Annotated in this window: 25 protein-coding genes and 1 pseudogene; 19 read left to right on the forward strand and 7 right to left on the reverse strand. The window is 68.0% G+C overall.

Annotated elements, in window-relative coordinates:
- Positions 1-116: 116 nt before the first annotated feature.
- Entirely contained in the window at positions 117-497 is a 381-nt protein-coding gene (locus tag H7J93_RS04245; protein ID WP_267305052.1) for an MmcQ/YjbR family DNA-binding protein, read from the reverse strand.
- Between the two features lie 52 nt (positions 498-549).
- Between H7J93_RS04245 and H7J93_RS04250 the strand changes: the two genes are divergently transcribed.
- From H7J93_RS04250 to H7J93_RS04265, 4 genes are read left to right on the forward strand one after another with little or no spacing between them, the layout of a single operon-like run.
- Positions 550-3867: a transglutaminase family protein gene (locus H7J93_RS04250; RefSeq protein ID WP_267305053.1), complete on the forward strand. Its 3318-nt coding sequence runs from the start codon at positions 550-552 to the stop codon at positions 3865-3867.
- Positions 3867-6530 carry a circularly permuted type 2 ATP-grasp protein gene (locus H7J93_RS04255; protein WP_267305302.1) on the forward strand — a complete coding sequence of 888 codons (2664 nt, stop codon included), beginning with the start codon at positions 3867-3869 and terminating at the stop codon, positions 6528-6530. Before H7J93_RS04250 ends, H7J93_RS04255 begins: the two co-directional genes overlap by 1 nt.
- Complete coding sequence (locus tag H7J93_RS04260) at positions 6527-7459, forward strand: transglutaminase family protein (protein WP_267305054.1); 933 nt, start codon at positions 6527-6529, stop codon at positions 7457-7459. The genes H7J93_RS04255 and H7J93_RS04260 overlap by 4 nt, the downstream gene beginning before the upstream one ends.
- A complete protein-coding gene (locus tag H7J93_RS04265) occupies positions 7452-8495 on the forward strand; it encodes a zinc-binding metallopeptidase family protein (protein ID WP_267305055.1) in 1044 nt (347 codons plus the stop codon). Before H7J93_RS04260 ends, H7J93_RS04265 begins: the two co-directional genes overlap by 8 nt.
- 10 nt (positions 8496-8505) lie before the next feature.
- Here H7J93_RS04265 and H7J93_RS04270 read toward each other — a convergent pair whose 3' ends face one another.
- The 4 genes from H7J93_RS04270 to H7J93_RS04285 are packed head-to-tail and all read right to left on the reverse strand — an operon-like array spanning position 8506 to position 11154.
- A complete protein-coding gene (locus H7J93_RS04270) occupies positions 8506-9285 on the reverse strand; it encodes an SDR family NAD(P)-dependent oxidoreductase (protein ID WP_267305056.1) in 780 nt (259 codons plus the stop codon).
- A complete protein-coding gene (locus H7J93_RS04275) occupies positions 9282-9761 on the reverse strand; it encodes a nuclear transport factor 2 family protein (protein WP_267305057.1) in 480 nt (159 codons plus the stop codon). Before H7J93_RS04275 ends, H7J93_RS04270 begins: the two co-directional genes overlap by 4 nt.
- A 15-nt stretch (positions 9762-9776) precedes the next feature.
- A complete protein-coding gene (locus tag H7J93_RS04280; protein WP_267305058.1) occupies positions 9777-10568 on the reverse strand; it encodes an SDR family NAD(P)-dependent oxidoreductase in 792 nt (263 codons plus the stop codon).
- A gap of 4 nt (positions 10569-10572) precedes the next feature.
- Positions 10573-11154, reverse strand: coding sequence for a hypothetical protein (locus H7J93_RS04285; protein ID WP_267305059.1), 582 nt, complete (start codon positions 11152-11154; stop codon positions 10573-10575).
- 23 nt (positions 11155-11177) lie between these two features.
- Here H7J93_RS04285 and H7J93_RS04290 point away from each other — a divergent pair, with 23 nt between their 5' ends.
- From H7J93_RS04290 to H7J93_RS04305, 4 genes are all read left to right on the forward strand, one after another.
- Entirely contained in the window at positions 11178-12014 is an 837-nt protein-coding gene (locus tag H7J93_RS04290; RefSeq protein WP_267305060.1) for a DUF3097 domain-containing protein, read from the forward strand.
- A 20-nt stretch (positions 12015-12034) separates the two neighbouring features.
- On the forward strand, positions 12035-13363 hold the full coding sequence (locus H7J93_RS04295) for a replication-associated recombination protein A (protein WP_267305061.1): 1329 nt from the start codon (positions 12035-12037) through the stop codon (positions 13361-13363).
- Between the two features lie 142 nt (positions 13364-13505).
- Positions 13506-13868, forward strand: coding sequence for an ArsR/SmtB family transcription factor (locus H7J93_RS04300; protein WP_267305062.1), 363 nt, complete (start codon positions 13506-13508; stop codon positions 13866-13868).
- The gene (locus H7J93_RS04305; protein ID WP_267305063.1) at positions 13865-14338 is read left to right on the forward strand and encodes an SRPBCC family protein; all 474 of its coding nucleotides are present in this window, start codon (positions 13865-13867) and stop codon (positions 14336-14338) included. The genes H7J93_RS04300 and H7J93_RS04305 overlap by 4 nt, the downstream gene beginning before the upstream one ends.
- A gap of 57 nt (positions 14339-14395) precedes the next feature.
- On the opposite strand, the gene H7J93_RS04310 is transcribed toward H7J93_RS04305, so the two are convergent.
- On the reverse strand, positions 14396-14704 hold the full coding sequence (locus H7J93_RS04310; protein WP_267305064.1) for a GlsB/YeaQ/YmgE family stress response membrane protein: 309 nt from the start codon (positions 14702-14704) through the stop codon (positions 14396-14398).
- Positions 14705-14827: 123 nt separating this feature from the next.
- On the opposite strand from H7J93_RS04310, the gene H7J93_RS04315 reads away from it, so the two are divergent.
- The 5 genes from H7J93_RS04315 (at position 14828) to H7J93_RS04335 (ending at position 20630) form a co-directional block, all read left to right on the forward strand.
- Positions 14828-15217, forward strand: coding sequence for a secondary thiamine-phosphate synthase enzyme YjbQ (locus H7J93_RS04315; RefSeq protein WP_267305303.1), 390 nt, complete (start codon positions 14828-14830; stop codon positions 15215-15217).
- 123 nt (positions 15218-15340) lie between these two features.
- On the forward strand, positions 15341-18031 hold the full coding sequence (gene alaS / locus H7J93_RS04320) for an alanine--tRNA ligase (protein WP_267305065.1): 2691 nt from the start codon (positions 15341-15343) through the stop codon (positions 18029-18031).
- Positions 18032-18035: 4 nt separating this feature from the next.
- Positions 18036-18572, forward strand: a complete 537-nt coding sequence (gene ruvX, locus H7J93_RS04325; RefSeq protein ID WP_267305066.1) for a Holliday junction resolvase RuvX — start codon at positions 18036-18038, stop codon at positions 18570-18572.
- Positions 18565-19836, forward strand: a complete 1272-nt coding sequence (locus H7J93_RS04330) for an endolytic transglycosylase MltG (protein WP_267305067.1) — start codon at positions 18565-18567, stop codon at positions 19834-19836. Before ruvX ends, H7J93_RS04330 begins: the two co-directional genes overlap by 8 nt.
- Before the next feature lie 2 nt (positions 19837-19838).
- Complete coding sequence (locus H7J93_RS04335; protein WP_267305068.1) at positions 19839-20630, forward strand: shikimate dehydrogenase; 792 nt, start codon at positions 19839-19841, stop codon at positions 20628-20630.
- Here H7J93_RS04335 and H7J93_RS04340 read toward each other — a convergent pair.
- Positions 20575-21477, reverse strand: coding sequence for an EamA family transporter (locus H7J93_RS04340; protein WP_267305069.1), 903 nt, complete (start codon positions 21475-21477; stop codon positions 20575-20577). The genes H7J93_RS04335 and H7J93_RS04340 overlap by 56 nt on opposite strands.
- A 68-nt stretch (positions 21478-21545) precedes the next feature.
- Here H7J93_RS04340 and H7J93_RS04345 point away from each other — a divergent pair, with 68 nt between their 5' ends.
- From H7J93_RS04345 to H7J93_RS04370, 6 genes and pseudogenes are all read left to right on the forward strand, one after another.
- Positions 21546-21977, forward strand: a complete 432-nt coding sequence (locus H7J93_RS04345; protein ID WP_267305070.1) for a prepilin peptidase — start codon at positions 21546-21548, stop codon at positions 21975-21977.
- Between the two features lie 44 nt (positions 21978-22021).
- Positions 22022-22456 (forward strand): nuclear transport factor 2 family protein, encoded by a 435-nt coding sequence (locus H7J93_RS04350; protein ID WP_267305071.1) that lies wholly within the window; start codon positions 22022-22024, stop codon positions 22454-22456.
- The gene (locus H7J93_RS04355) at positions 22401-22892 is read left to right on the forward strand and encodes a DUF3237 domain-containing protein (protein WP_267305072.1); all 492 of its coding nucleotides are present in this window, start codon (positions 22401-22403) and stop codon (positions 22890-22892) included. Before H7J93_RS04350 ends, H7J93_RS04355 begins: the two co-directional genes overlap by 56 nt.
- A gap of 31 nt (positions 22893-22923) precedes the next feature.
- Entirely contained in the window at positions 22924-23556 is a 633-nt protein-coding gene (locus H7J93_RS04360) for a TetR/AcrR family transcriptional regulator (protein ID WP_267305073.1), read from the forward strand.
- A gap of 47 nt (positions 23557-23603) precedes the next feature.
- The gene (gene aroC, locus H7J93_RS04365; protein WP_267305074.1) at positions 23604-24815 is read left to right on the forward strand and encodes a chorismate synthase; all 1212 of its coding nucleotides are present in this window, start codon (positions 23604-23606) and stop codon (positions 24813-24815) included.
- A pseudogene (locus H7J93_RS04370) lies at positions 24815-25321 on the forward strand (shikimate kinase); the annotation flags it as partial. The gene aroC and the pseudogene H7J93_RS04370, both read left to right, overlap by 1 nt.
- Positions 25322-25365 lie beyond the last annotated feature (44 nt).

A 25365-nucleotide genomic window follows, 5' to 3' on the forward strand; every position in this document is an offset into this window, starting at 1 on the left:
CGGAGCGTGTCAGGAGAGGTCCACGTGCCACAACACACGGACCCCAAACAGGAATCAGTTACAGATCCCTTCCTGACACCTCCGGAGGCATTTGAGAAGGACCAACTCGATCTATATCAGCGCTCCTCGGCGAGGTAGGCCTTCACGAGGGTCTTCGGTGCCTGCGCGAGCCAGGCTTCGGTGATGAGCTCGGTGAGTTCGGGCACCGAGATCTCGGCCAGCCGGACGAGCAATATGGGATAGCCGTCGAAGTGCGGTGTGGTGAAGTACACATCGGGGGCGTCGGCAATGAGCGCAAACTTCACTCCTTCGTCCGGGACATGTGCCGCGAGGATGTCGCCGTCGGGTGCCTCATCGCCCAGCGCGGCATGGTCGGCCTTGCGTAACGGCCGCTCCCAGGCCATGAGTTTCTTGCGGACCCGCCATGACCTCGGTGCCGTCTCTGACGCCTCAGGTAACTTGACGGCGATGCGCTCGACGTCCGCCCAGGTGGCCACGGACTCGATTGTGCGCCATGCATACCCGGCCACCGTGTGATGGGATCGTGCGATGGGCATCAAGGTGGCGCTGGAGCACCGCACCAGCTACACATTCGACCGACTGGTGCAGCTGCACCCCCACGTCGTTCGGCTTCGCCCTGCCCCGCATTCCCGGACCCCGATCGAGGCCTACTCGTTCGCCGTCGAACCGGCTGACCACTTCATCAACTGGCAGCAGGACGCCTTCGGCAACTTCCTCGCCCGGCTGGTTTTCCCGAACCGGGCACGGAGCCTGACGATCACCGTCGGCCTGATCGCCGACATGAAGGTGATCAACCCGTTCGACTTCTTCATCGAGGAGTACGCCGAGAAGTTCGGCTTCACCTACCCGAAGTCGCTCGCCGAAGACCTCAAGCCTTACCTGCGCCCGGTCGACGAGAACGGCGAGGGCAGCGGGCCCGGTGACCTCGTCAAGGCGTGGGTGGCCAACTTCTCCGTCCCGCCGGAGACCCGCACCATCGACTTCCTCGTCGCCCTCAACCGCGCCATCAACGCCGACGTGGGCTACAGCCTGCGAATGGAACCCGGCGTGCAGACGCCCGACTACACCCTGCGCACCGGAATCGGCTCGTGCCGCGACTCGGCCTGGTTGCTGGTGTCGATCCTGCGCCAGCTGGGGCTGGCCGCCCGCTTCGTGTCCGGCTACCTCGTCCAGCTCACCTCCGACGTCGAGGCGCTCGACGGACCCTCTGGCCCGGCCGCCGACTTCACCGACCTGCACGCATGGACCGAGGTGTACATCCCCGGCGCGGGCTGGATCGGCCTCGATCCGACGTCGGGCCTGTTCGCCGGTGAGGGCCACATCCCGCTGTCGGCGACCCCGCATCCGGAGTCCGCGGCACCCATCACCGGCGCCACCGAGCCGTGTGAGACGACGCTGGACTTCACCAACACCGTCACCCGGATCCACGAGGATCCCCGGGTCACGCTGCCCTACACCGAGGCCGCCTGGGGTGCCATCTGTGACCTGGGTGCCCGCATCGACGCACGGTTGGCCGCTGGCGATGTGCGCCTGACGATGGGCGGCGAGCCCACGTTCGTCTCGATCGACAACCAGGTCGACCCCGAGTGGACCACCGACGCCGACGGGCCGCACAAACGCCAACTGGCATCCGCGCTCGCGGCCCGCTTGAAGAAGGCGTGGGCGCCGCAGGGCGTGATTCACCGCAACCAGGGCAAGTGGTATCCGGGGGAACCGTTGCCGCGCTGGCAGATCGGACTGTTCTGGCGCACCGACGGCGGGCCGTTGTGGCGCGACGACTCAATGTTGGCCGACCCGTGGCCGTCGACGCCGGAGACCATCGAGGTCGCGCCCGACGCGGGACTGCAGTTCCTCGGCGCCCTCGCCGACGACCTCGGCCTGCCTGCGTCGCAGGTTCGACCCGCCTACGAGGATGCGTTGAGCCGCCTGGCCGAAGCGACCCGTCTGCCGCAGGGCGAACCCGTCAGCGCGGCAGACGATTTGGAGACCGACACCCCCGACGCGCGTGCTGCATTGATGGCGCGGTTGGACGAGTCCGTCACCGAACCCGCCGCGTATGTGTTGCCGTTGCACCGCACCGACGACGGGTCGGGATGGGCGAGCGCCGACTGGCGACTGCGGCGCGGACGGATTGTCCTGCTGGAGGGCGACTCCCCGGCCGGGCTGCGGCTGCCGCTGAAATCGATCAGCTGGCAACCGCCGGAGCCGACGCACGGGGCCGATCCGTTGACCCACCGCGGGACGCTGCCCGACGAACCCGGCGCCGACGATGCGGAGGTCGTGGAGGCCGACGCTATGCCGACCACCGCGGTCGTGGCCGAGATCCGCGACGGGCTGCTCTACATCTACCTGCCGCCGACCGAGGACGCCGAGCACTTCGTCGACCTGATTCACCGAGTGGAGGCCGCGGCGGCCAAGATTTCCTGCCCGGTGGTCCTCGAAGGCTACGGACCGCCGCCCGATCCACGGATCACGTCGATGACCGTCACCCCCGACCCCGGGGTCATCGAGGTCAACGTCGCGCCCACGGGAAGCTTCGCCGAACAGCGGAAGCAGCTGGAAACCCTTTACAGCGAGGCCCGGCTCGCCCGGCTGTCGACCGAATCCTTCGACGTCGACGGCACTCACGGCGGCACCGGCGGCGGTAACCACATCACCCTCGGCGGCATCACCCCCGCGGATTCGCCGCTGCTGCGCCGTCCCGACCTGCTGGTGTCGATGCTGACGTACTGGCAGCGCCACCCGGCGCTGTCCTACCTGTTCTCGGGGCGGTTCATCGGCACGACGTCGCAGGCACCCCGGGTCGACGAGGGCCGCGCCGAGGCGCTGTACGAGCTCGAGATCGCGTTCGCCGAGATCGCGCGGCTGTCGGCGGGCGAGGGCGGGCCTCGCCCGTGGATCGTCGACCGGGCGTTGCGGCACCTGCTGACCGACATCACCGGAAACACCCACCGGGCCGAATTCTGCATCGACAAGCTGTACAGCCCCGATGGTCCCCGCGGCCGGCTGGGACTGCTGGAGCTGCGCGGGTTCGAGATGCCGCCGCACTACCAGATGGCGATGGTGCAGTCACTGCTGGTGCGGTCGCTGGTCGCATGGTTCTGGGACGAGCCGCTGCGGGCGCCGCTCATCCGCCACGGTGCGAACTTGCACGGTCGATATCTGTTGCCGCACTTCCTGATTCACGATATCGCCGACGTCGCCGCCGATCTGCGGGCGCACGGCATCGATTTCGAGACCAGCTGGCTGGACCCGTTCACCGAGTTCCGGTTCCCACGCATCGGTACAGCGGTGTTCGACGGTGTCGAGATCGAGCTACGCGGGGCGATCGAACCGTGGAATGTGTTGGGGGAGGAGTCGACCGCGGGCGGGACGGCGCGCTATGTCGACTCGTCGGTCGAGCGCATCCAGGTCCGGCTCATCGGCGCCGACCGGCAGCGCTACATCGTCACCGCCAACGGCTATCCCGTGCCCTTGTTGGCCACCGACAATCCCGACGTTCAGGTGGGCGGGGTGAGATACCGGGCGTGGCAGCCCCCGAGCGCGTTGCATCCCACCATCACCGTCGACGGCCCGCTGCGCTTCGAGTTGGTCGACATCGCTTCGGGCATGTCGCGCGGCGGCTGTACGTACCACGTCTCACATCCCGGTGGGCGGTCCTACGACACCCCACCCGTCAACGCCGTAGAGGCCGAATCGCGACGCGGCCGCCGTTTCGAGACCACCGGTTTCACCCCGGGCAAGGTAGACATGTCCGATATCCGGGAGAAGCAGGCGCGGCAATCCACTGACGTGGGCGCGCCGGGGATCTTGGATCTGCGCCGGGTGCGTACCGTTCTGCAGTGATGGTCCTACCCGCAGCGAGTCCTCAGGACATCGACAACCTGCTGTCCCGGTATCGCACCGCGCGAGCCCAGCAGGCGCTGTTCGACGTCCGCGGTGGGGCAGGTACGGGCTACGACGAATTCGTCGACGCCGCAGGCAATATCCGGCCGGCCTGGCAGGAGCTGGCCGAGTGTGTCGGCGAGCGCGGCCGCGGCGGCCTGGACCACCTGCGGTCGACGGTGCGCAGCCTGGTCGACAACGACGGCATCACCTACGTCCAGGTCGACCGCCACGGTGACGCCGTCACCAACGGCAGCGGGGCCGCGGAGCCCGGCCCGTGGCACCTCGATGCGCTGCCGCTGGTGATCTCCTCGGCTGACTGGGACATCCTGGAAGCCGGTCTGCTGCAACGCTCCCGGCTGCTCGACGCGATACTGACCGACCTCTACGGCCCGCGGATGTCGGTGACCAGCGGCGTGCTGCCCGCGCCGCTACTCTTCGCCCATCCCGGCTACATCCGCGCTGCGCGCGGTATCGAGGTGCCCGGCCGGCACCAGCTTTTCATGCACGGCTGCGACATCAGCCGCACCCGCGACGGCAGCTTCCAGGTCAACGCCGACTGGACCCAGGCGCCGTCAGGGGCGGGTTATGCGCTCGCCGACCGCCGGGTGGTGGCGCACGCCATCCCCGACCTGTACGAACGCATCGGTCCCCGGCCGGCATCGCCATGGGCACAGGCGCTTCGGCTCGCGCTGATCGACGCCGCGCCCGAGTCCGCGGAGGAACCGGTCGTGGTGGTTCTCAGCCCCGGTATCCACTCGGAGACGGCCTTCGACCAGGCCTACATCGCCAGCGTGCTGGGCTTCCCGCTGGTGGAGAGCGCCGACCTGGTGGTGCGTGACGGCAAGCTGTGGATGCGGTCGATGGGCACGCTCAAGCGCGTCGACGTCGTGCTGCGCAGGGTGGACGCCGATTACGCGGATCCTCTTGACCTGCGGGCGGATTCGCGCCTCGGCGTCGTCGGGCTCGTCGAGGCGCTACGGCGCGGCGCGGTGACGGTGGTGAACACGCTGGGCAGCGGAATTCTGGAAAGCCCTGGGGTGCTTCGCTTTCTGCCCGAACTCGCCGAGCGGCTGCTGGGGGAGACGCCGCTGCTGCGCACCGCGCCGATGTACTGGGGCGGCATCAACACCGAACGGTCGCATCTGTTGAGTAACCTGGGGTCGCTGCTGATCCGTCCGGTCACGGGCGGCGACACCATCGTCGGGCCGGCGTTGACCTCTGCGCAACGCAAGGAACTCGGCGTCCGTATCGAAGCGACGCCATGGCAGTGGGTCGGCCAGGAGTTGCCGGAGTTCTCGTCGGCGCCCAGCGACTATTACCCGGGCGGGCTGTCGGCGGCCAATGTGGGTATGCGGTTGTTCACCGTGTCGCAGCGAAGCGGTTACGCACCGATGATCGGCGGGCTGGGCTATCTCGTCGCGGCCGGAAGTGCCGGATTCCGGCTGAATAGTGTTGCCGCGAAGGATATCTGGGTACGCACGCCGACGAGGGTGACCGCCGAGCGCATCCCCACCGCGCCGCCGATGGAGCTGCCCGCCATCACATCGAGCCCCACCGGAGCGGTCAGCTCTCCGCGTGTGCTGTCGGATCTGTTCTGGATGGGCCGCTACGCCGAGCGCGCGGAGAGCATGGCCAGGCTGCTCACCGTGACTCGCGAGCGCCATCACGAGTTCCGTTACCGCAGAGAGTTGGCGGGCAGCGAATGTGTGCCGGTGCTGCTCACCGCGCTCGGCTCGATCACCGGAACCGGATCGGGCGACGGTGATCACGACGATCTGGTGGCCACCGCGCCGACCACGCTGTGGTCGCTGACCGCCGATCGGCACCGCTCGGGCTCGCTCGCCCAGTCCGTCGAACGTCTCAGCCTCGCCGCCCGCGCCGTGCGCGACCAGATGTCCAACGACACCTGGATGGTGCTCGCGGCGGTCGAGCGCGCGCTGCTGCACCCCGAGGACCAGCCTTCTGTCCGGTCGACTGACGAGCCGCCGCAGTCCAAGGCCGAGGGTGACGCCTACCTGTCGTCCACAAGTAACCTCACGCTGGCGGGCATGCTCGCGCTGTCGGGGGTGGCCGCCGAGTCCATGGTCCACGACGTCGGCTGGACGATGATGGACATCGGCAAACGCATCGAACGTGGGTTGGGGTTGACGGCGTTGCTGCGTGCGACCCTCACCACCGTCCGCAGTCCCGGCGCCGAGCAAACCATCACGGAGTCCACGCTGGTGGTGTGTGAGTCGTCGGTCATCTACCGCCGGCGCAATCCCGGCACGGTTAGTGTTGCTGCCGTGGCCGACCTGGTTCTGTTCGACGCGGAGAACCCGCGGTCGCTGGCCTACCAGCTCGAGCGGCTCCGCACCGGGCTGAAGGCGCTGCCGGGGTCGTCGGGCTCGTCACGGCCCGAACGGCTGGTCGACGAGATCATCACCCGACTGCGCCGCGTCGAACCTGCCGACCTCGAGGAGACCACGCCGGAAGGCCACCGTGCCGAGCTCAGCGCGTTGCTCGACGATGTTCACTCCGAGCTGCGCGAGCTGTCCGTGGTCATCACCGCGACGCATCTGTCGCTGCCGGGCGGCATGCAGCCGCTGTGGGGACCCGACGAGCGCCGAGTGATGCCGTGACGGCCTTCCCCGACGGGCCGACGCCCTCGGTATCGAGCCGGTGCTACCAGGTGGCGCACCGCACGGTCTACCACTACTCGGATGTCGTGACCAGCAGTTACGGCCGCGGTTTCCTCACCCCGCGCGATTCCGCGCGTCAGCGCTGCCTGTCCCACGAGTTGATCATCGAACCGGAGGCTGCCGACAGCTCGACCAGCCGCGACGTCTACGGCAACATCAGCTCGTATTTCCATGTCACCGAGCGCCACCGGACCCTGTCGATCACCAGCAGGTCGGTGGTCGAAGTCGACCCGCCACCCGCGGACCTCTACGAGGGCGGCTCGGCGCGGGCACCGTGGGAGATCGCCAGGCCGGTCGGCACCGACGGCGCCCTGGCCACAGAGTTCACCCTGGATCTGCGACCGCCCGAGATCACCGACGAGGTACGTGAGTACGCCGCACCGAGCTTCGTTCCGGAGCGCCCACTGATCGAGGTGCTGCGCGATCTGTCGTCGCGCATCTTCAACGACTTCACCTACCGGTCCGGCTCTACGACGGTGTCTACTCAGGTGAGCGAGGTTTTGGCCGCGCGAGAGGGGGTATGTCAGGACTTCGCGCGGCTGGCGATCGCCTGCCTGCGTGCCAATGGGTTGGCTGCCAGCTACGTGTCCGGGTACTTGGCGACCGACCCGCCGCCCGGAAAGGAACGAATGGTGGGCATCGACGCCACCCACGCGTGGGCATCGGTATGGACGCCGCAGAACCAGTGGCTCGGTTTCGATCCCACCAACGACCAGATGGTCGACGAACGCTACATCACCGTCGGATTCGGCCGCGACTACGCCGATGTGCCGCCGCTGCGCGGCATCATCTACACCGACTCCGAGAGCAGTGTGATCGATGTCGCGGTCGACGTCGCACCGTATGAGGGTGGCGTTTTAAATGCGTGACTTCACCTGCCCGAACTGCGGTCAGCGGTTGGCGTTCGAGAACTCGCTTTGCCTGTCGTGCGGAAGTTCGTTGGGGTTCTCGCTAGAAGATATGGCGCTGTTGGTCATCGCACCCGACGACGAAAGCGACCATGCGGGTGCGGTGCCGTCCAGCGATTACCAGCTGTGCGCGAATCTATACGCCGCCCAGTGCAACTGGCTGGTCAAACGATCCCCGACGCGCCAGCTGTGCACGTCGTGCGCACTGACGCGGACGCGGCCCAACGACGCCGACACCAAGGCCATGGCGGCGTTCGCCGAAGCCGAGAAGGCCAAGCGCCGACTCATCGCCCAGCTGCACGAAATGAAGCTGCCCATCATCGGTCGTGACGAGGACCCTCAGTTCGGTCTCGCATTCGACCTGCTGTCCAGCGAGAACGAGAAGGTGTTCACCGGCCACGAGAACGGCGTGATCACACTCGATCTCGCCGAGGGCGACGACGTGCACCGCGAGCAGCTGCGGGTGTCGATGGAGGAGCCTTATCGCACGCTGCTCGGTCATTTCCGGCACGAGATCGGGCATTACTACTACTACCGGCTGGTCGACCCGTCACCGGACTACAAGGCCCGGTTCCACGAGCTGTACGGCGACGCCGACGCCGACTACCAGGCCGCGCTGGACCGGCACTACAGCGAGGGGCCTCCGACCGAATGGCAGAAGGACTACGTCTCCTCCTACGCCACGATGCACCCCGCCGAGGACTGGGCCGAGACGTTCGCGCATTACCTTCACATCCGCGACACCTTGGACACCGCCGCGGCGTTCGGTCTGGCTCCGGCCAGCGCCACGTTCGAGCGGCGGGTGTTGGGCCCCAGCGGATTCGACACGACCATCGATATCTGGCTTCCGCTGACCTGGGCGCTGAACATGATCAACCGGTCGATGGGCAAGGACGATCTCTACCCGTTCGTGCTGCCGGCGAAGGTGCTGGACAAGATGCGCCTGGTGCACACGATCATCGACGAGATCGTCTCGGACCCCGCGAAAGCCAGGTGAGCAGCGCAGGCTAGTCGGCGTCGAGGTCGGGCGCCCACGGCGTGCCGTTGATGTGCCCTCCACCGTCGACGAACAGCGTGTTGCCGGTCAGGTACCGCGACCCGTCGCCCGCCAGGAACACCGCCACCGGCGCGATGTCTTCGTAGGGATCGCCCATGCGGCCCATCGGATTGGCCGCATCAGCCATCGCTTCCAGCTCGGGGTAGTCGCCGATGGCGCGGAAGAACGCCTGGCTCTTGGCCGCCGGGCAGATCGCGTTGACGGTGACTCCTGATGGCGCCCACTCGCGTGCCGCGGTACGGGTGAGCGCGCGCAACGCTTCCTTGGCCGCGTTGTACTCCAGCGTGCCCATGTGGGCGTTGACGCCGTTGAGGCTGCACATGTTGATGACGCGACCCCAGCCCTTGTCCTTCATGTGCGGGAAGGCGGCCCGCATCGCCCAGTACGGACCGTAGTAGCCGACGGCGATGCCCTGCGCCAGTTGTTCATCGGTCTTCGACTCGACCCTGCCGATCGCCCCGCCGCCCCATGCGTTGTTGACCACGATGTCGATCGACCCATACGTCGACACCGCCGTCTGCACCGCCGACTCGACCTGTGCGCGATCGGAGACGTCCACGCGGACAAACGTGCCGCCGACCGCATCGGCGACGGATTGGCCTGCCGCCGTGTCGATCTCCGCGATCACCACCTGTGCGCCCTCGTCGGCGAAGCGCCGCGCGATGCCCTCGCCGATGCCGGCCCCCGCCCCGGTCACCAACGCCACCTTGCCGTCCAGTTGGCCGCTCATGCGCCGGCCACCCCTGACGCCAACAGCGCGCGCGCCTCGGGCTTGCCATCCAGAGTGCGCGTGGTGCGCTCGACGATCTGCCAGCGGTCGTCGATGTACTTCAGCCGAAAGTGGTTGGCGCCTGCACGCGCGACGACGAACCCGTCGCCGCGGTGCACCAACAGGATCGATTCGCACACCGCCACGGCGTCCGACCCGTTCACGGTCACCACGGCCGGGCCGAGAAAGTGGCTGGCGCCCCGGCCGATCAGACCCTGGTGGGCGTCGGAACGCACCATCGCGGCCACGTCGTCGCGGCTGCGCATGGGCCAGCCCTCGACGTCGTAGCTGCCGTCGGTCGCCCACAGTTGCGCGGCGGCGTCCGCCTCGCCCGCGTCGACAAGAGGGCCGTAGGACGCGATGATCCGCTCGATCGCGCGCTCAGCCTCTATGCGCTCCAGGCGGCGCTCCAGCTCGGTTAGTCGCTCGTCGGTCATCGGAAGTCCTTTTGGCTAGCGGGATCCCATCAACTTCTCCATGAACTTGTGCGTGCCGAGCACCACCTTGGCGCGGTCGGGATCGTTGCGCCGCGCGACGTCGTCGCCGTTGCCGCCCGCGATGTGGACGGGGCCGTGGGGGAGCCGTTCGAGACCCTCGCGCGCGACGTCCTCAGGCTGGGCGACCCGCATACCCGGCACGTCGAAGTTCAGGCCGACGCGCTCCATCGCGGGGGTGCGGGTCACGCCCAGCACGAGCTCGAGCACGTCGACGTCGTAGTCACGCAGTTCGAGCCACAGGCTTTCGGCGAAGATGCGGCCGAATGCCTTGACGCCGCCGTACACCGTGTGCCGCATCGAGCCGAGGTAGCCCGCCATCGAGCCGACCATCAGGATGCCGCCGCGTCGGCGCTCGCGCATCGGCCTGCCGAAGTGCTGTACGAGCGCCAGCATCGTGTTGATGTTCAGGTCGATCACCCTGCCGAACTCGCTCAACTCACCGTCGAGGAAGTGCTCGCTGCAGGTGTTGGCGCCTGCGTTGTAGATCAACAGGCCGACCTCGAGGTCTGCTGTGGCGTCGGCAATCTGATCCACGGCATCGCCAGACACCAGATCCAGTGCGAGAGTACGGACTTCGACACCGAGCGCGCGGCACGAGTCCGCGGTATCGGTCAGCGGTCCCGGCTTGCGGGCGATCAGCACGAGGTTGATCCGGGCGGTGGCCAACTGCCGCGCGAACTCCGCGCCGACACCCTCCGACCCGCCGGCCACCACTGCCCACGGCCCGTATTTGGATAGATCCGTCACCGTTTCATCCTCGCTCAGACTTTCGTAGGAACGCCCGCCCGCGTGGGGACAGGCGGTAGCCGACGTCAAGGCTGATCGTCAGCCCGAGGGACTTGAGCTGTCGAACTCGCCTCTTGAACCGCGGCACATCCAGTCCGATGCGCTCCGCCAGATCCGGTGCGCGCACCGCCTCGTTGGCACCGATCATCGTCAGGTACTGCCTCGTCCACGGTTCGGTGGCGTCATCCCACCGGTTCAGTCGCGCGGCGATCGCGTCCACGTCGGCGGCCGACAGGCGGTCATCGGCGGCGAGTTCGGGACGTTCGTCGGGGCCCAGGTAGGACACCGCGATCGCATACGTGTGCCGCGCCGGTCTGCGGTCGAGATCCTTCTGCGCGGTTGCGGCGTCCGGATAGCCGGCGGCGCTTGCCTGCGCGGCGGTGACTCGGTGATCGCCGGGGTACTCGGTGACGTCGTCGATGCGGATGGTGCCCGCCGAGGTGCGTTGCGTGCCGCCCGCCTTGGCCCTCGGCGCGTCCCACCGGCGAAGCACGAGTGTGATGCTGCCGTTAGCGATTCCCTCGGCCGTGTCGCGGTTCAGCAGCACGGTGCTGACCCTACGATCACCCGGTGGCTGACCGCTATGGCTCCGATGTTCTCGCATCCAATCCGCATCGCAAGGCTCCGCGTTCCGTCGAAGTGCCTGCAGAGATCGGGATGGTCATCGAGGACGCCCAAACAGGCTTCGTCGGCGCCGTCGTGCGCATCGAATACGGCCGGATGGAACTCGAGGACCGCCACGGCCGCAGGAAGCCGTTCCCCGTCGGCCCCGGCTACCTCATCGACGGCCGGCCGGTCAACCTGACCCCGCCGAAACGGGCCGCGCCGATAGCGTCGCGCACCGCGTCCGGTTCGGTGGCGGTGCCCGGCGCCCGCGCGAAGGTCGCGTTACCGAGCCGCATCTACGTCGAGGGCCGTCACGACGCCGAACTCGTCGAACAGGTCTGGGGCGACGACCTGCGCATCGAGGGCGTCGTCGTCGAATACCTCGGCGGCGTCGACGATCTCACCGCGATCGTCGAGGAGTTCGGCCCGGAGCCCGGTCGGCGGCTGGGCGTGCTCGTCGACCATCTGGTCGCCGGTTCGAAGGAGGCGCGCATCGCCGAAGCGGTGCGCCGGGGGCCCGGCGGCGAGCACACGCTGGTGGTCGGTCATCCGTTCATCGACATCTGGCAGGCGGTCAAACCCGGCCGGATCGGGCTGCAGGCCTGGCCCGTCATCCCCAAGGGCATGGACTGGAAGAAGGGCGTGTGCCGCAAGCTGGGGTGGCCGCACACCGAGCAGGCCGACATCGCCAGAGCGTGGCAGCGGATCAGGAGCCGGGTGCGCGACTGGAACGACCTCGAGCCGGCGCTGATCGGGCGGGTCGAGGAACTGATCGACTTCGTGACGGCGCCGGCGTCATAGCGCCGTGGTAAAGAGGGTGCGTGGCCGACGGTCTGTTTGACGTCCCCGGCGACGAACTGTCGTCGGGGGTGGCACCCGTCGGCGCGTCGACCCCGCTGGCCGTACGGATGCGGCCCGCCACCCTCGACGAGGTCGTCGGACAGGACCACTTGCTGCAGCCTGGTTCGCCGATGCGCCGCATGGTCGAGGGTTCCGGCGCGGCGTCGGTCATCCTGTACGGCCCGCCCGGGACCGGCAAGACGACGCTGGCGTCGCTGATCTCGCAGGCGACGGGCCGCCGGTTCGAGGCGCTGTCGGCGCTGTCGGCCGGCGTGAAAGAGGTCCGCGCCGTCATCGACGTAGCCAGGCGCGCGGCCGCCCACGGCGAGCAGACCGTGTTGTTCATCGACGAGGTGCACCGGTTCTCCAAGACGCAACAGGACGCCCTGCTGTCCGCCGTCGAGAACCGCGTGGTGCTCCTGGTGGCGGCCACTACCGAGAACCCGTCGTTCTCGGTCGTCGCACCCCTGCTGTCGCGATCGCTGATCCTGCAGTTGCAGCCGCTGGACGCCGACGCCGTGCGCACTGTGGTGCGTAGGGCGATCGACGACGAGCGCGGGCTCGGCGGCAAGGTCAAGGTCACCGAGGACGCGATCGAGCTGCTTGTGCAGCTGTCAGCAGGCGACGCCCGGCGGGCGTTGACGGCACTCGAGGTCGCGGCCGAGGCGGGGGAGGACGTGACCGTCGAGGTCATCGAGCAGTCGCTGGACAAGGCCGCCGTGCGCTACGACCGCGACGGCGATCAGCACTACGACGTGATCAGTGCGTTCATCAAGTCGGTCCGCGGCTCCGACGTCGACGCCGCACTGCACTACCTGTCCCGGATGCTGGTCGCGGGGGAGGACCCGCGTTTCGTCGCCAGGCGGCTGATGATCCTGGCCAGCGAGGACATCGGCATGGCGGATCCGTCGGCGCTGCAGACGGCCGTCGCCGCGGCGCAGACCGTGCAACTGATCGGTATGCCCGAAGCGCAGCTCACGCTCGCCCATGCCACGGTGCATTTGGCGACGGCACCGAAGTCGAATGCGGTCACCACGGCGCTGGGGTCCGCGATGGCCGATATCAGGGCAGGCAAGGCGGGGTTGGTGCCCGCCCATCTGCGCGACGGCCACTACTCGGGCGCCGAGAAGCTGGGCAATGCGATCGGCTACAAGTACGCGCACGATCACCCCGATGGTGTTGTGCCCCAGCAGTATCCGCCCGACGAGCTCGTCGGCGTCGACTACTATCACCCGACCACGCACGGCGCGGAACGTGAGATCGCGACCCGATTGGACAAGCTGCGCGCGATCATTCGCCGGAAACGCTGACGACGCTATCCACGATCTGCAGGCCGCTACTCCCACTTTCGCTGCAATTCGTCGAAAGCGATGTGATCCACCCCTTGACACCCCTGGCCAACCCTCCTACGGTTGTAATCAACCAGAGTATTGATCAAATAAAAGGTTGATAATGGGGAGTGGTGACGATGAGGATGCGCGACTCGACCGCGCCTTCCTGGCGCTCGCGGACCCGGTTCGACGCGCCATCGTGGCGCGGCTTTCCAGGGGTCCGGCCACTGTCAACGAGCTCGCCGCACCGTTCGACATCACCAAACAGGCGGTGTCCAAGCACATTCAGGTGCTCGAGCACGCGGGTCTGGTCACGCGAACCCGCGACGCACAGCGACGGCCCGTCCATCTCGACGCCGCCGCGCTGGAAAGGCTGACCGCATGGATCGACCGGTATCGGCTTGACGCCGAACGCAGTTACCGCCGGCTGGATGTCCTACTGGCCGACCTGACCGACACATCGGAGAAGGGGCAACAGAAATGACGAACGCATTGGACCTCAAGGCCCCGGTGGACACCCTGGCCATGGAATTCACCCGGGAATTCGACGCACCCGTCGAGGCGCTGTTCCGCGCGCACGCCGAGCCCGAGCTGGTGAAGCAGTGGCTGGGTCCGCACGGCCTCGAGATGAACATCAGCGAGTGGAACTTCAAAAGCCATGGCGGATACCGCTATACCCACTCCAACGAGGAGGGGACGTTCGGTTTCAACGGCACCTTCCACACCGTGCGCGACAACGAGTTCATCCTCCAGACCTTCGAATTCGAGGGCGCACCGGACATGGTGAACATCGAGTACTTGTGGTTCGAGGACCTCGGCAACGGCCGTTCCCGGCTGCGGGGCCGTTCGATCTGCCCCAACACCGATGCCCGCGACGCCCTGCTCTCTTCGGGCATGGAAGGCGGCATGACCGAGGGCTACGAGAAGCTCGACGTGCTCCTCAAAAGCCTCTAGACAGGGGCGATCCCGGCCGCAGGGGTCTCAGCCGGGATCGCCATCGGGGGTATGAGGTCAGCGCAACAGCCCTGAGCGCCTGCGGCCCATGAGTCCGGTGCGCCTGCGTCCCATCAGGGCCGCCACCAGGGCGACGCCCAACGCGGCGACGACGACCTGAACCAGTAACTCCATCCAGTCCACGCCATTTGTCGCGGTGGGGATTCCGATCGCCCTGGCGAGCGCGGTACCGATGAACGCGGCCACGATGCCGACGAGGACCGTCAGCACCATGCCGATGGGTTGCTTGCCCGGCACCACCAGGCGGCCGAGGACGCCGACCACGATGCCGATGAGAATTGCGGTGATAACGCTGGTGATGGTCACGATGCCTCCAAGGTCTTGGGGTGGATCACCCTTGTGATGCAGGACATACCCTCGGCCCGGACGCAATAAACGCACGCGTCAATCAATGCGGACGCTCGTAGGCTCGGTGAGGTGGACACCGACGTGCTCGATATCGACACCGCCCGCCGCCGCATCGTCGACCTCACCGACGCAGTGCGCTCCTTCTGCAGTGGCCACGACGACGGCCTGTGCAATGTGTTCGTCCCGCACGCCACCGCCGGTGTGGCGATCATCGAGACCGGCGCCGGATCCGACGACGACCTGCTCGACACGCTCGAACGCCTGCTGCCCCGCGACGACCGCTACCGGCACTCCCACGGATCGCCGGGCCACGGTGCCGATCATGTGATGCCCGCGCTGATCGCCCCGTCGGTGACGGTGCCCGTTCAAGGCGGGAAACCGCTGCTTGGGACCTGGCAGAGCGTGGTGCTGGTCGATCTCAACCGCGATAACCCGCAGCGCAAGGTGCGGCTGAGCTTCATTTCCGGGTAACCGGCACCGGACGGCCCGCCGGTTCGTTGGGCTTTCAGGTGCGACAACCGCGACCGGTACTGTAGTGCGGTCGAATAGTCGCAGGTAATTGCAGACCACTCCCAGTGCAAGGAACAGTAGATCGTGCAGACACATGAGATCAGGAAGCGTTTCCTTGATCACTACGTGAAGGCGGGTCACACCGAGGTGCCCAGCGCCTCGGTGATCCTGGACGACCCCAATCTGCTGTTCGTCAACGCCGGCATGGTGCAGTTCGTGCCCTACTTCCTCGGGCAGCGCACACCGCCATGGAAGCGCGCCGTCAGTGTCCAGAAGTGCATCCGCACTCCGGACATCGACGAGGTCGGCATCACTACCCGCCACAACACCTTCTTCCAGATGGCGGGCAACTTCAGCTTCGGCGACTACTTCAAGAAGGGCGCCATCGAATACGCCTGGAGCCTGCTGACCAACTCCATCGAGGAGGGCGGCTACGGTCTGGACCCCGAAAGGCTATGGGCGACGGTCTATCTCGACGACGACGAAGCGATCGGCCTGTGGCAGGAAGTCGCCGGGATGCCGATGGAACGCATACAGCGCCGAGGCATGGCCGACAACTACTGGTCGATGGGCATCCCCGGGCCGTGCGGGCCGTCCTCGGAGATCTACTACGACCGCGGGCCCGAGTACGGCGTCGACGGCGGGCCGGTCGCCAACGAGGACCGCTACATCGAGATCTGGAACCTCGTGTTCATGCAGAACGAGCGCGGCGAAGGCACCTCGAAGGAGAACTTCGAGATCCTCGGCCCGCTGCCCCGCAAGAACATCGACACCGGCATGGGCATCGAGCGGGTGGCCTGCATCCTGCAGGGCGTCGACAACGTCTACGAGACCGATCTGCTGCGGCCGGTCATCGACCTGGTGGCGTCCGTCGCGCCGCGCGGATACGCCCAGGGCAACCACGAGGACGACGTCCGTTACCGCATCATCGCTGATCACAGCCGGTCTTCGGCGATCATCATCGGCGACGGCGTCAGTCCCGGTAACGAGGGCCGCGGCTATGTCCTGCGCCGGTTGCTGCGCCGGATCATCCGCTCGGCCAAGCTGCTGGGCGTCGAGGAACCGATCATGAGCCGGCTGATGGCGACGGTGCGCGACACCATGGGGCCGTCGTACCCGGAACTGGTCGACGACTTCGAGCGCATCGAACGCATCGCGGTCGCCGAGGAGACCGCGTTCAACCGCACCCTCGCCTCGGGTTCGCGGCTGTTCGAGGAGGCCGCGGGCGCGACCAAAGCGGCGGGCGCCAAGGTGCTGTCCGGGAGCGACGCGTTCACCCTGCACGACACGTACGGCTTCCCGCTGGAGCTGACGCTGGAGATGGCGGCCGAGGCAGGCCTGTCCGTCGACGAAGAGGGCTTCCGCAGTTTGATGGCCGAGCAACGGCAGCGCGCCAAGGCCGATGCGGCCGCCCGTAAGCAGGCGCACTCCGATCTGTCGGCCTACCGCGAACTCGTCGACACCGCACCCACCGAGTTCACGGGTTTCGACGAATTGACCTCCGAGGCGCGGATTCTCGGCATCTTCGTCGACGGCAAGCGGGTACCGGTCATCGGCCACGGAGCCCAGGACGCCGACCGCATCGAGATCGTCCTCGACCGCAGTCCGTTCTATGCCGAGTCCGGCGGACAGATCGCCGACGAGGGCTCGATCTCCGGCACCGGCGCATCCGCGGCGGCCAAGGCGGCGGTGACCGATGTGCAGAAGATCGCGAAAACCCTGTGGGCACACCGTGTCAACGTCGAGTCCGGCGAGTTCGTCGAGGGCGACACCGTGGTGGCCGCGGTGGATCCGAAGTGGCGCCACGGCGCGACCCAGGGACATTCGGGTACCCACATGGTGCACGCCGCGCTGCGGCAGGTGTTGGGCCCCAACGCCGTTCAGGCGGGTTCGCTGAACCGTCCCGGATACCTGCGGTTCGACTTCAACTGGCAGGGCTCCCTCACGGAGGACCAGCGCACCCAGATCGAAGAGGTCACCAACGAGGCGGTCGAGGCCGACTTCGAGGTGCACAGCTTCACCACCGAGCTGGAGAAGGCCAAGGCGATGGGTGCGATGGCGCTCTTCGGCGAGGCCTATCCCGACGAGGTGCGGGTGGTCGAGATCGGCGGCCCGTTCTCCCTGGAACTCTGTGGTGGCACCCACGTGCGCAGTTCGGCGCAGATCGGACCCGTCACGATTCTCGGCGAATCGTCGATCGGCTCCGGCGTGCGACGGGTGGAGGCCTACGTCGGCCTGGACTCGTTCCGTCACCTGGCCAAGGAACGCGCTCTGATGGCCGGGCTGGCGTCGACGCTGAAGGTGCCGTCCGAGGAGGTGCCCGCTCGCGTCGCCAACCTCGTCGAACGGTTGCGCGCCGCCGAGAAGGAACTCGACCGGATGCGGTTGGCGAATGCGCGCGCCGCGGCCGCTAATGCCGCCGCAGGCGCCGAACGGGTCGGTAAGGTCCACCTCGTGGCGCAGCGGATGGCCGGCGGGATGTCGGCGGCGGATCTGCGCACGCTCGTCGGCGATATCAAGGGCAGGCTGGGCAGTGAACCCGCCGTCGTCGCGTTGATCGCCGAAGGCGAGGGTGACGCGGTTCCGTACGTCGTCGCCGTCAATGCGGCGGCGCAGGACCTCGGCCTGAGCGCCAACGAGCTGGTGAAGAAATTGGGAGCGCCGGTGAACGGCCGCGGGGGCGGCAAGGCTGACCTGGCACAGGGCTCCGGAAAAGGGGCGGCGGGGATCGACGCGGCGTTGGCCGCGCTGCGCGCCGAACTGGACCGGAGCTGACCGCGTGACCAAAACCGACGACCGTCTGCCGGATCGGCCGGGTCCAACGCTGGCTCCGCCCGATCCCGGCCGCGGCCGACGGTTGGGCATCGACGCGGGCAGCGTCCGCATCGGGGTGGCGGTCAGCGACCCGGACGGAATACTGGCGACGCCGGTGGAAACGGTCGCCCGCGACCGCAGGAAAGGTTCGGACAAACACCTGCGTCGTTTGGCGGCGTTGGTCGACGAATACGGGATCGTGGAAGCCGTCGTCGGCCTGCCGCGGACCTTGGCCGACCGGTCGGGCTCAGCCGCGCAGGACGCGATCGCGCTCGCCGATGAATTGGCGGCGCGCATCGCGCCGGTACCGGTGCGACTGGCCGATGAGCGGCTGACCACCGTCGCGGCCCAGCGGTCGCTGCGAGAGGCCGGAATACGCGCAAAGGGGCAGCGATCGATGATCGACCAGGCGGCCGCGGTCGGCATCCTGCAGAACTGGCTGGACCAACGCCGTGCGGTGGCCGCGCACGGCGACGCCGAGGGCGTGGTCTCCGATGTCTGACGACTGGGGCCGAGAGCGCGTGGAGTCCGACTGGCGCCGCGAACGGGTGGAGCCCATGGCCGTCGGCCCACCCCGGCATCGAAGGAGTCGAGCGGACCGGATACGGGAGGCGCGCAACCGTCGTCGGCGCCGCTTGGCCGGCGGTTTGGCGCTCGGCATCCTGGTCGTGGTCGTGATCGGGGCGGTCTTCCTCGGATCGAAACTGTGGCACAGCATGTTCGGCGCGGGTAACGACTTCACCGGTGACGGCGTCGCCGATGTGGTGATCCAGATCCATGACGGCGATTCCACGACCGCGATCGGACAGACCCTTCAGGAACAGAACGTGGTCGCCACCTCGGGCGCCTTCGTCGACGCCGCGCAGGGCAACGCCGCGATCTCGTCGATCCAGCCCGGCTTCTACAAGGTGCGCACCGAGATCCCGGCCGCCAACGCCGTTGAGCGGCTTGCCGATCCGCAGAACCGCGTCGGCAAGCTGGTGATCCCCGAAGGTCGCCAGCTCGACGACGTCCAGGACGTCAACACCGACGCCGTCACCGACGGCATCCTCACCCTGATCTCCAAGGCGACGTGTGTGGACCTCGACGGTGAGCGCAAGTGCGTCGCCGCGGATGCGCTCAAGGAGGCGGCGGGCACGGCTGACCCGTCGGCTCTTTCGGTTCCGGAATGGGCGCTCGGACCGGTCAAGGCGATGGGCACCGACCACCGCAGGCTGGAGGGACTCATCGCCCCGGGGTCGTGGAACATCGACCCGTCGGCCACGCCGCAGGAAATCTTGTCGACGCTGATCGGCGCCAGCGCAACCCAATACGCGCAGGGCGGGTTGCTCGACACCGCGCAGGCGATGAACATGTCGCCCTATCAGATCCTGACCGTCGGGTCGCTCGTGCAGCGCGAGGCCACACCCGAGGACTTCGCCAAGGTGGCGCGGGTGATCTACAACCGTCTCGGTGAGAAGCGCACGCTCGAGTTCGACTCGACGGTGAACTATCCGCTCGACCGCATCGAAGTGGCGACCACCGACGCCGACCGCGCGCAGCGCACGCCGTGGAACACCTATGTGCGGCCGGGACTCCCGGCCACGCCGATCTGCTCGCCCGGACAGCCGGCGCTTGCGGCGGCGGAACAGCCGGAGCCGGGGGACTGGCTGTACTTCGTGACGATCGACAAGCAGGGCACCACCCTGTTCACGCGGGACTACGAGCAGCATCTGGCGAACATCGAGCTCGCGATGCACAACGGTGTCCTCGATTCCGGACGGTAGCGATGGCTGCGGGTCCGCGTAAGGCCGCGGTTCTCGGCTCTCCCATCGCCCATTCGCGTTCCCCGCAGCTGCACCTCGCCGCGTATCGCGCGCTGGGTCTGGACGACTGGACCTACGAACGGATCGAGTGCACAGCCGAGCAGTTACCCGTCGTGGTGGGCCGATTCGGGCCCGAATGGGTCGGCGTATCGGTGACGATGCCGGGCAAGTTCGCGGCCCTGCAATTCGCCGACGAACGCACCGCCCGCGCCGAGCTGGTGGGCTCGGCCAACACGTTGGTGCGGACCGCCACGGGGTGGCGCGCCGACAACACCGACGTCGACGGCGTCATCGGGGCGTTGGGCCGGGTGTCGGGCAGGGCCGCGGTGCTGGGGTCGGGCGGTACCGCTCCCGCCGCCGTCGTCGGGCTGGCAGAGCTTGGCGTGCAGGACATTTCGATCGTCGCGCGCAACAGGGACAAGGCCGAGCCGCTGGTGGCGCTCGCGGCGCGAGTCGGTGCGCAGGCCCGCTGGATCGAGCTGGGCTCACCGCTGGCCGACATCGACGTGGTCGTGAGCACCATCCCCGCCGACGTCGCGGCCGCCCATGTCGCCACGCTGGCCGCGACACCTGTCCTACTCGACGCGATTTATGACCCGTGGCCCACGCCGCTGGCGGCGACCGTCGAATCCGCGGGCGGCCGGGTGATCAGCGGTCTGGAGATGCTGTTGAACCAGGCCTTCGCCCAGGTCGAGCAGTTCACGGGGCTGCCTGCACCCAAGGAAGCGATGAGGGCGGCGATCGCCGACCGCTAGTCGAGCGCACCGCGCCGATGCTCGCCACCGTCACCAACACGATTGCGACGTACCCGGTGACCGCGAGGTGCTGACCGAGGACCACCCAGCCGGCGAGCGCGGCGATCACCGGCGACAGACACGTCACCACCGCGAAGGTTTCCGGCGGCAGATGTCGCAGTGAGATCAGCTCGAGTGAGTACGGGATCACCGAGGACATCATGCCCACCGTGACCCCGAGCCCCAACACCTCCCACCGCAACGCGGCGTGCGGATCGACGGACATCACCGCAAACGGTGCGGTGGCGAGGGCACCCAACATCGTGGCGATGGCCAGCGCATCGAGGCTCGGAAAACTGGCCGCCGCGCGCGACGAGGCGATGATGTAACCCGCCCATCCGAGCGCGGCGCCCGCGGCGAACAGCAGACCGATCAGGTCCGGGCGGCCGAACCTCACTCCGGTGAGGCTGAGCAGGGCAACGCCGGCCAATGCGAGTCCGGCCCACAACCATGCGCTGGCGCGCTTGCTTACCACCACCGAAAGTGTCAGCGGGCCAAGCACTTCCACCGTGACAGCGACCCCGAGCGGAATCCGCGTCAGCGCGAAGTAGAAGCACACGTTCATCGCGGTCAGGGTGAACGCGAGAGCCGATACGGACAACCACGCGCTCGACGTCAGGCCCCGAACGCGAGGCCGGACGAAAGCGCCGAGGAGCACTCCGGCGAGCAGAAATCGTGCGAACACCGCGCCGACTGCCCCCAAGGCCGCGAACAGGCCGACCGCGAACGCGGCGCCCACTTCCTGGCTCACCGCGGCAGCCGCCACCAGCAGCGCGGGTCCGACAGGCGATCGGGCGGCGGCGAGCACGTTCTCGACTATGCCGCACTGCGAAAGTGGTGCCGACGGCCACCGATCAGCGGACTTAATCTCGACGTGTGGGGGCGGGGGCGGCCGGTGTCTGCGTGCTGGCCTGGTTCGTCGGGTTGAGTTGGTACGACGTGCGGGAGCGCCGGCTGCCCAACTGGCTGACGATCCCCGGCGCGGCCGCGATCCTGGTGGGTGCGGCAGTTTCCGGCCACGGCGTGTCCGCCGCGGTCGGCGCCGTAACGCTGTTCGCGATCTATCTCGCGCTGTCCCTGATGGCTCCCGCGGCCATGGGTGGCGGCGACGTCAAGCTCGCGATCGGGATCGGCGCGCTGACCGGGGCGTTCGGCGTCGACGTCTGGTCACTGGCCGCGTTGGGTGCGCCGCTGCTGACCGCGGTGGTAGCGGTGATCGCCGGGCTCGGCAGCGCAGCACGCACCGTGCCGCACGGCCCTTCGATGTGCGTGACAGCGGCGGCGGCGTCCGCGCTGGCGATCCTCTGATTCGGCTATTGCATACCGACAGTAGGTTAATGCATACTCGGGGTATGCAAATGACCGAGCAGGACCTCAAATCACTTTCCGAGCGTTATTTCGCGGCGTGGGCTGCGCACGATCCGGACGCGATCGTGGCGCTGCATACGCCGGACACTCGATTTTGGACACACATGGGCGGTGAGCCCGTCGTCGGACGTGATGCCGTGCGCGCTGCCTTCGCTGAAATCTTTACGCAGTTCCCCGATTTCACCTGGGAGACCTACCGCGTGCTCTACGGCGAGAATCACTGGATTCTCGACTGGGCGCTCATCTCCGGCGATATCCGGTTCGACTGTCTCGACGTCGTGAGCATCTCGCCGGACGGGCTGTCGCACGTAAGGACACCTTCATCGACGCGACGCAACTGCAGGCGGCGTTGGGGGTGGTCGCGTGACCACCGCGACTCCGGTGGATCAGCTTCCGCTCGTCGATGCGTTGCCGGTTGAGCACCTCTTCGATATGCACGTCGATCTTGCTTCCGCACAACCGATCACGACTCCGGTCGGCACGAGGATGACGTTCGTCACGACCGGCGGCGTCATCGACGGGCCGAAGCTGACCGGCGAGATCCTGCCCGGCGGGGGAGACTGGCTGCTCGTCGGAGAAGACGGCGCGGGCCGCGTGGATGTGCGCGCGACCCTGCAGACCCACGACGGTGTGCTCATCCACTACGAGGCACGCGGCATCATCAAGATTCCTGCCGACGGCATCGCGCGGCTCGCCGCGGGCGAGGTGCTGCCGTTCGAGGAGACGTACGTGCGGACCACTCCGACCTTCGAGACCTCCGACGAGCGCTACGCGTGGCTGTCCGATCTCGTGGCGGTCGGCTATAACATCCTGTCGCCCAACCACATCGACTACCGCATCTATCGGCTGCTGTGAACTCGCCTTGATGTTCGGCTATGGTCGGCCCGTGGCGACACGGGTGGCCAGACGATCCCAGGCGGAGCGCACCGAGGCGACGACGACCGCACTCGTCGACGCCGCACGCGAACTGTTCGCCCGCGACGGCTACGACGCGACCTCTCTCGACGCGGTGGCGGCGCGCGCAGGCGTGACGAAGGGCGCCGTCTACCACCACTTCGACGGTAAGCGGCAACTGTTCGAGGCCGTCTTCAGCCGTGAGATCGAGCGCATGATCACGCCTCTCGCGGCGGCCTACACCCGTAAGAAGGACCCGTGGGACGCGTTCAAGGCGGCCACGCGCGCGTTCCTCGAGGAGTGCCTGGACCCGGGAGTGCAGCGGATCGTCCTGCTCGATGCGAACGCCGCGATCGGCTGGGAGGGCGTGCGCCGGCTCGAGGCGCCGCTGCTGGAGATGATGGAGCTGGCGATCTCACGCGCGGTCGAAGCCGGACGCATCGCTCGGAGACCGCCTGGCCCGCTCGCGCACTTCCTGTTCGGCGCGACCTGCGAGGTGGCGATGGTCGTCGCTCGCGCCGACGACCAGAAGGCGGCGCAACGGCAGGCGGTCGCCGAGATCGTGCGGGTTCTGGACAGCCTCACCAGCGATTTGTGTGCAAAACCGAGCGCTCAGCGCTCCTAGACGCACACAAATCGGTCCTGTGAGCGCGACATGGGAAGATGGGACGCGTGTTGCGATGGACTACAGCTGGTGAATCCCACGGCCGCGCCCTGGTGGCGGTGGTCGAAGGCATGATCGCCGGCGTCCACGTCACCTCCGAGGACATCGCCGGCCAGCTGGCCCGACGCCGCCTGGGCTATGGCCGCGGCGCCCGGATGAAGTTCGAGCAGGACCAGGTCACGATGCTGGCCGGGGTCCGCCACGGCGTCACGCTCGGCGGGCCGATCGCGATCGAGGTCGGCAACACCGAATGGCCGAAGTGGGAGACGGTGATGGCGCCGGATCCCGTCGACCCGGCCGTGCTCGCCGAGAGCGCCCGCAATGCGCCGCTGACGAGGCCGCGGCCCGGCCACGCCGACTATGCGGGCATGCTCAAGTACGGCTTCGACGACGCACGACCGGTGCTCGAGCGGGCCAGCGCCCGCGAGACCGCGGCCCGCGTCGCCGCGGGCACCTTCGCCAGGGCGCTGCTGCGCGAGGCGCTCGGCGTCGAGGTGCTGTCGCATGTCATCTCCATCGGCGCCTCCAAGCCCTACGATGGGCCGCCGCCGCAGTTCTCCGATCTGGCGGCCATCGACGAGAGTCCCGTGCGCGCGTTCGACGAGGCCGCCGCGCAGTCGATGATCGCCGAGATCGAGGCTGCCAAGAAGGACGGCGACACCCTCGGCGGGATCGTCGAGGTGGTGGTCCACGGATTGCCCGTCGGGCTCGGCTCGTTCACGAGTGGCGACAACCGCCTCGACAGCCAACTGGCGGGCGCGGTGATGGGCATCCAGGCGATCAAGGGTGTCGAGATCGGCGACGGGTTCGAGACGGCTCGCCGCCGCGGCAGCGTCGCCCATGACGAGATGTATCCCGGCGCCGACGGCGTGATGCGCTCGACGAACCGGGCCGGCGGTCTCGAAGGTGGGATGACCAACGGTCAGCCGCTGCGCGTGCGGGCGGCGATGAAGCCGATCTCGACGGTGCCGCGGGCGTTGGCCACGGTCGACATGGCCACCGGCGAGGAGGCCGTCGCGATCCATCAGCGTTCCGACGTCTGCGCGGTGCCCGCCGCCGGCGTGGTCGTCGAGACCATGGTCGCGCTGGTCCTGGCGCGCGCGACCCTGGAGAAGTTCGGCGGCGACTCGCTGTCGGAGACCCGCGCCAACGTCGACAACTACCTGCGGGCGGTCGCAGAGCGCGAACCGTCGTCGCAGCCCGTTCAGGCGTCGCGCTGATGGCACCCAAGGCCGTGCTGATCGGCTTGCCCGGGTCGGGCAAGTCGACCATCGGCCGTCGGCTGGCCAAGGCGCTGGACCTCACGCTGCTGGACACCGACGCCGCGATCGAGGAGACGACGGGCCGCACCATCGCGGACATCTTCGCCACCGATGGCGAAGCGGAGTTCCGCCGCATCGAGGAAGAGGTCATCCGGTCGGCGCTGGAAACCCATGACGGGGTGCTGTCGCTGGGCGGGGGAGCGGTCACCACGCCGGGAGTCCGTGAGGCTCTCACCGGGCACACGGTCATCTATCTGGAGATCAACGCCGCGGAGGGCGTGCGCCGCACCAGCGGCCCCACCGTGCGCCCGCTGCTGGTGGGCGGAGACCGCAGCGAGAAGTTCAAAGCTCTGATGACCCAACGCGTCCCGCTGTACCGGCGGGTCGCCACCATGCGGGTCAACACCAACCGGCGCAATCCCGGCGCGGTCGTGCGCTACATCGTCGACCGGCTGGAGAACCCCGAAACGCCGCGCTCGCAACGGCGCAGGCGTCGACCCCCGTGGCG

This window comes from Mycobacterium barrassiae (assembly GCF_025822765.1).
GTDB classification, from domain to species: Bacteria; Actinomycetota; Actinomycetes; order Mycobacteriales; family Mycobacteriaceae; genus Mycobacterium; species Mycobacterium barrassiae.

What these genes read in the sequence shown, in the direction of transcription:
- H7J93_RS04350 (WP_267305071.1), top strand. Translation starts at nt 22,022, where the DNA reads ATGCAAATGACCGAGCAGGACCTCAAATCACTTTCCGAGCGTTATTTC.
- H7J93_RS04300 (WP_267305062.1), top strand. Translation starts at nt 13,506, where the DNA reads ATGGGGAGTGGTGACGATGAGGATGCGCGACTCGACCGCGCCTTCCTG.
- H7J93_RS04275 (WP_267305057.1), bottom strand. Translation starts at nt 9,761, where the DNA reads ATGACCGACGAGCGACTAACCGAGCTGGAGCGCCGCCTGGAGCGCATA.
- H7J93_RS04330 (WP_267305067.1), top strand. Translation starts at nt 18,565, where the DNA reads ATGTCTGACGACTGGGGCCGAGAGCGCGTGGAGTCCGACTGGCGCCGC.
- H7J93_RS04250 (WP_267305053.1), top strand. Translation starts at nt 550, where the DNA reads ATGGGCATCAAGGTGGCGCTGGAGCACCGCACCAGCTACACATTCGAC.
- H7J93_RS04335 (WP_267305068.1), top strand. Translation starts at nt 19,839, where the DNA reads ATGGCTGCGGGTCCGCGTAAGGCCGCGGTTCTCGGCTCTCCCATCGCC.
- H7J93_RS04305 (WP_267305063.1), top strand. Translation starts at nt 13,865, where the DNA reads ATGACGAACGCATTGGACCTCAAGGCCCCGGTGGACACCCTGGCCATG.
- H7J93_RS04255 (WP_267305302.1), top strand. Translation starts at nt 3,867, where the DNA reads ATGGTCCTACCCGCAGCGAGTCCTCAGGACATCGACAACCTGCTGTCC.
- H7J93_RS04265 (WP_267305055.1), top strand. Translation starts at nt 7,452, where the DNA reads ATGCGTGACTTCACCTGCCCGAACTGCGGTCAGCGGTTGGCGTTCGAG.
- H7J93_RS04270 (WP_267305056.1), bottom strand. Translation starts at nt 9,285, where the DNA reads ATGAGCGGCCAACTGGACGGCAAGGTGGCGTTGGTGACCGGGGCGGGG.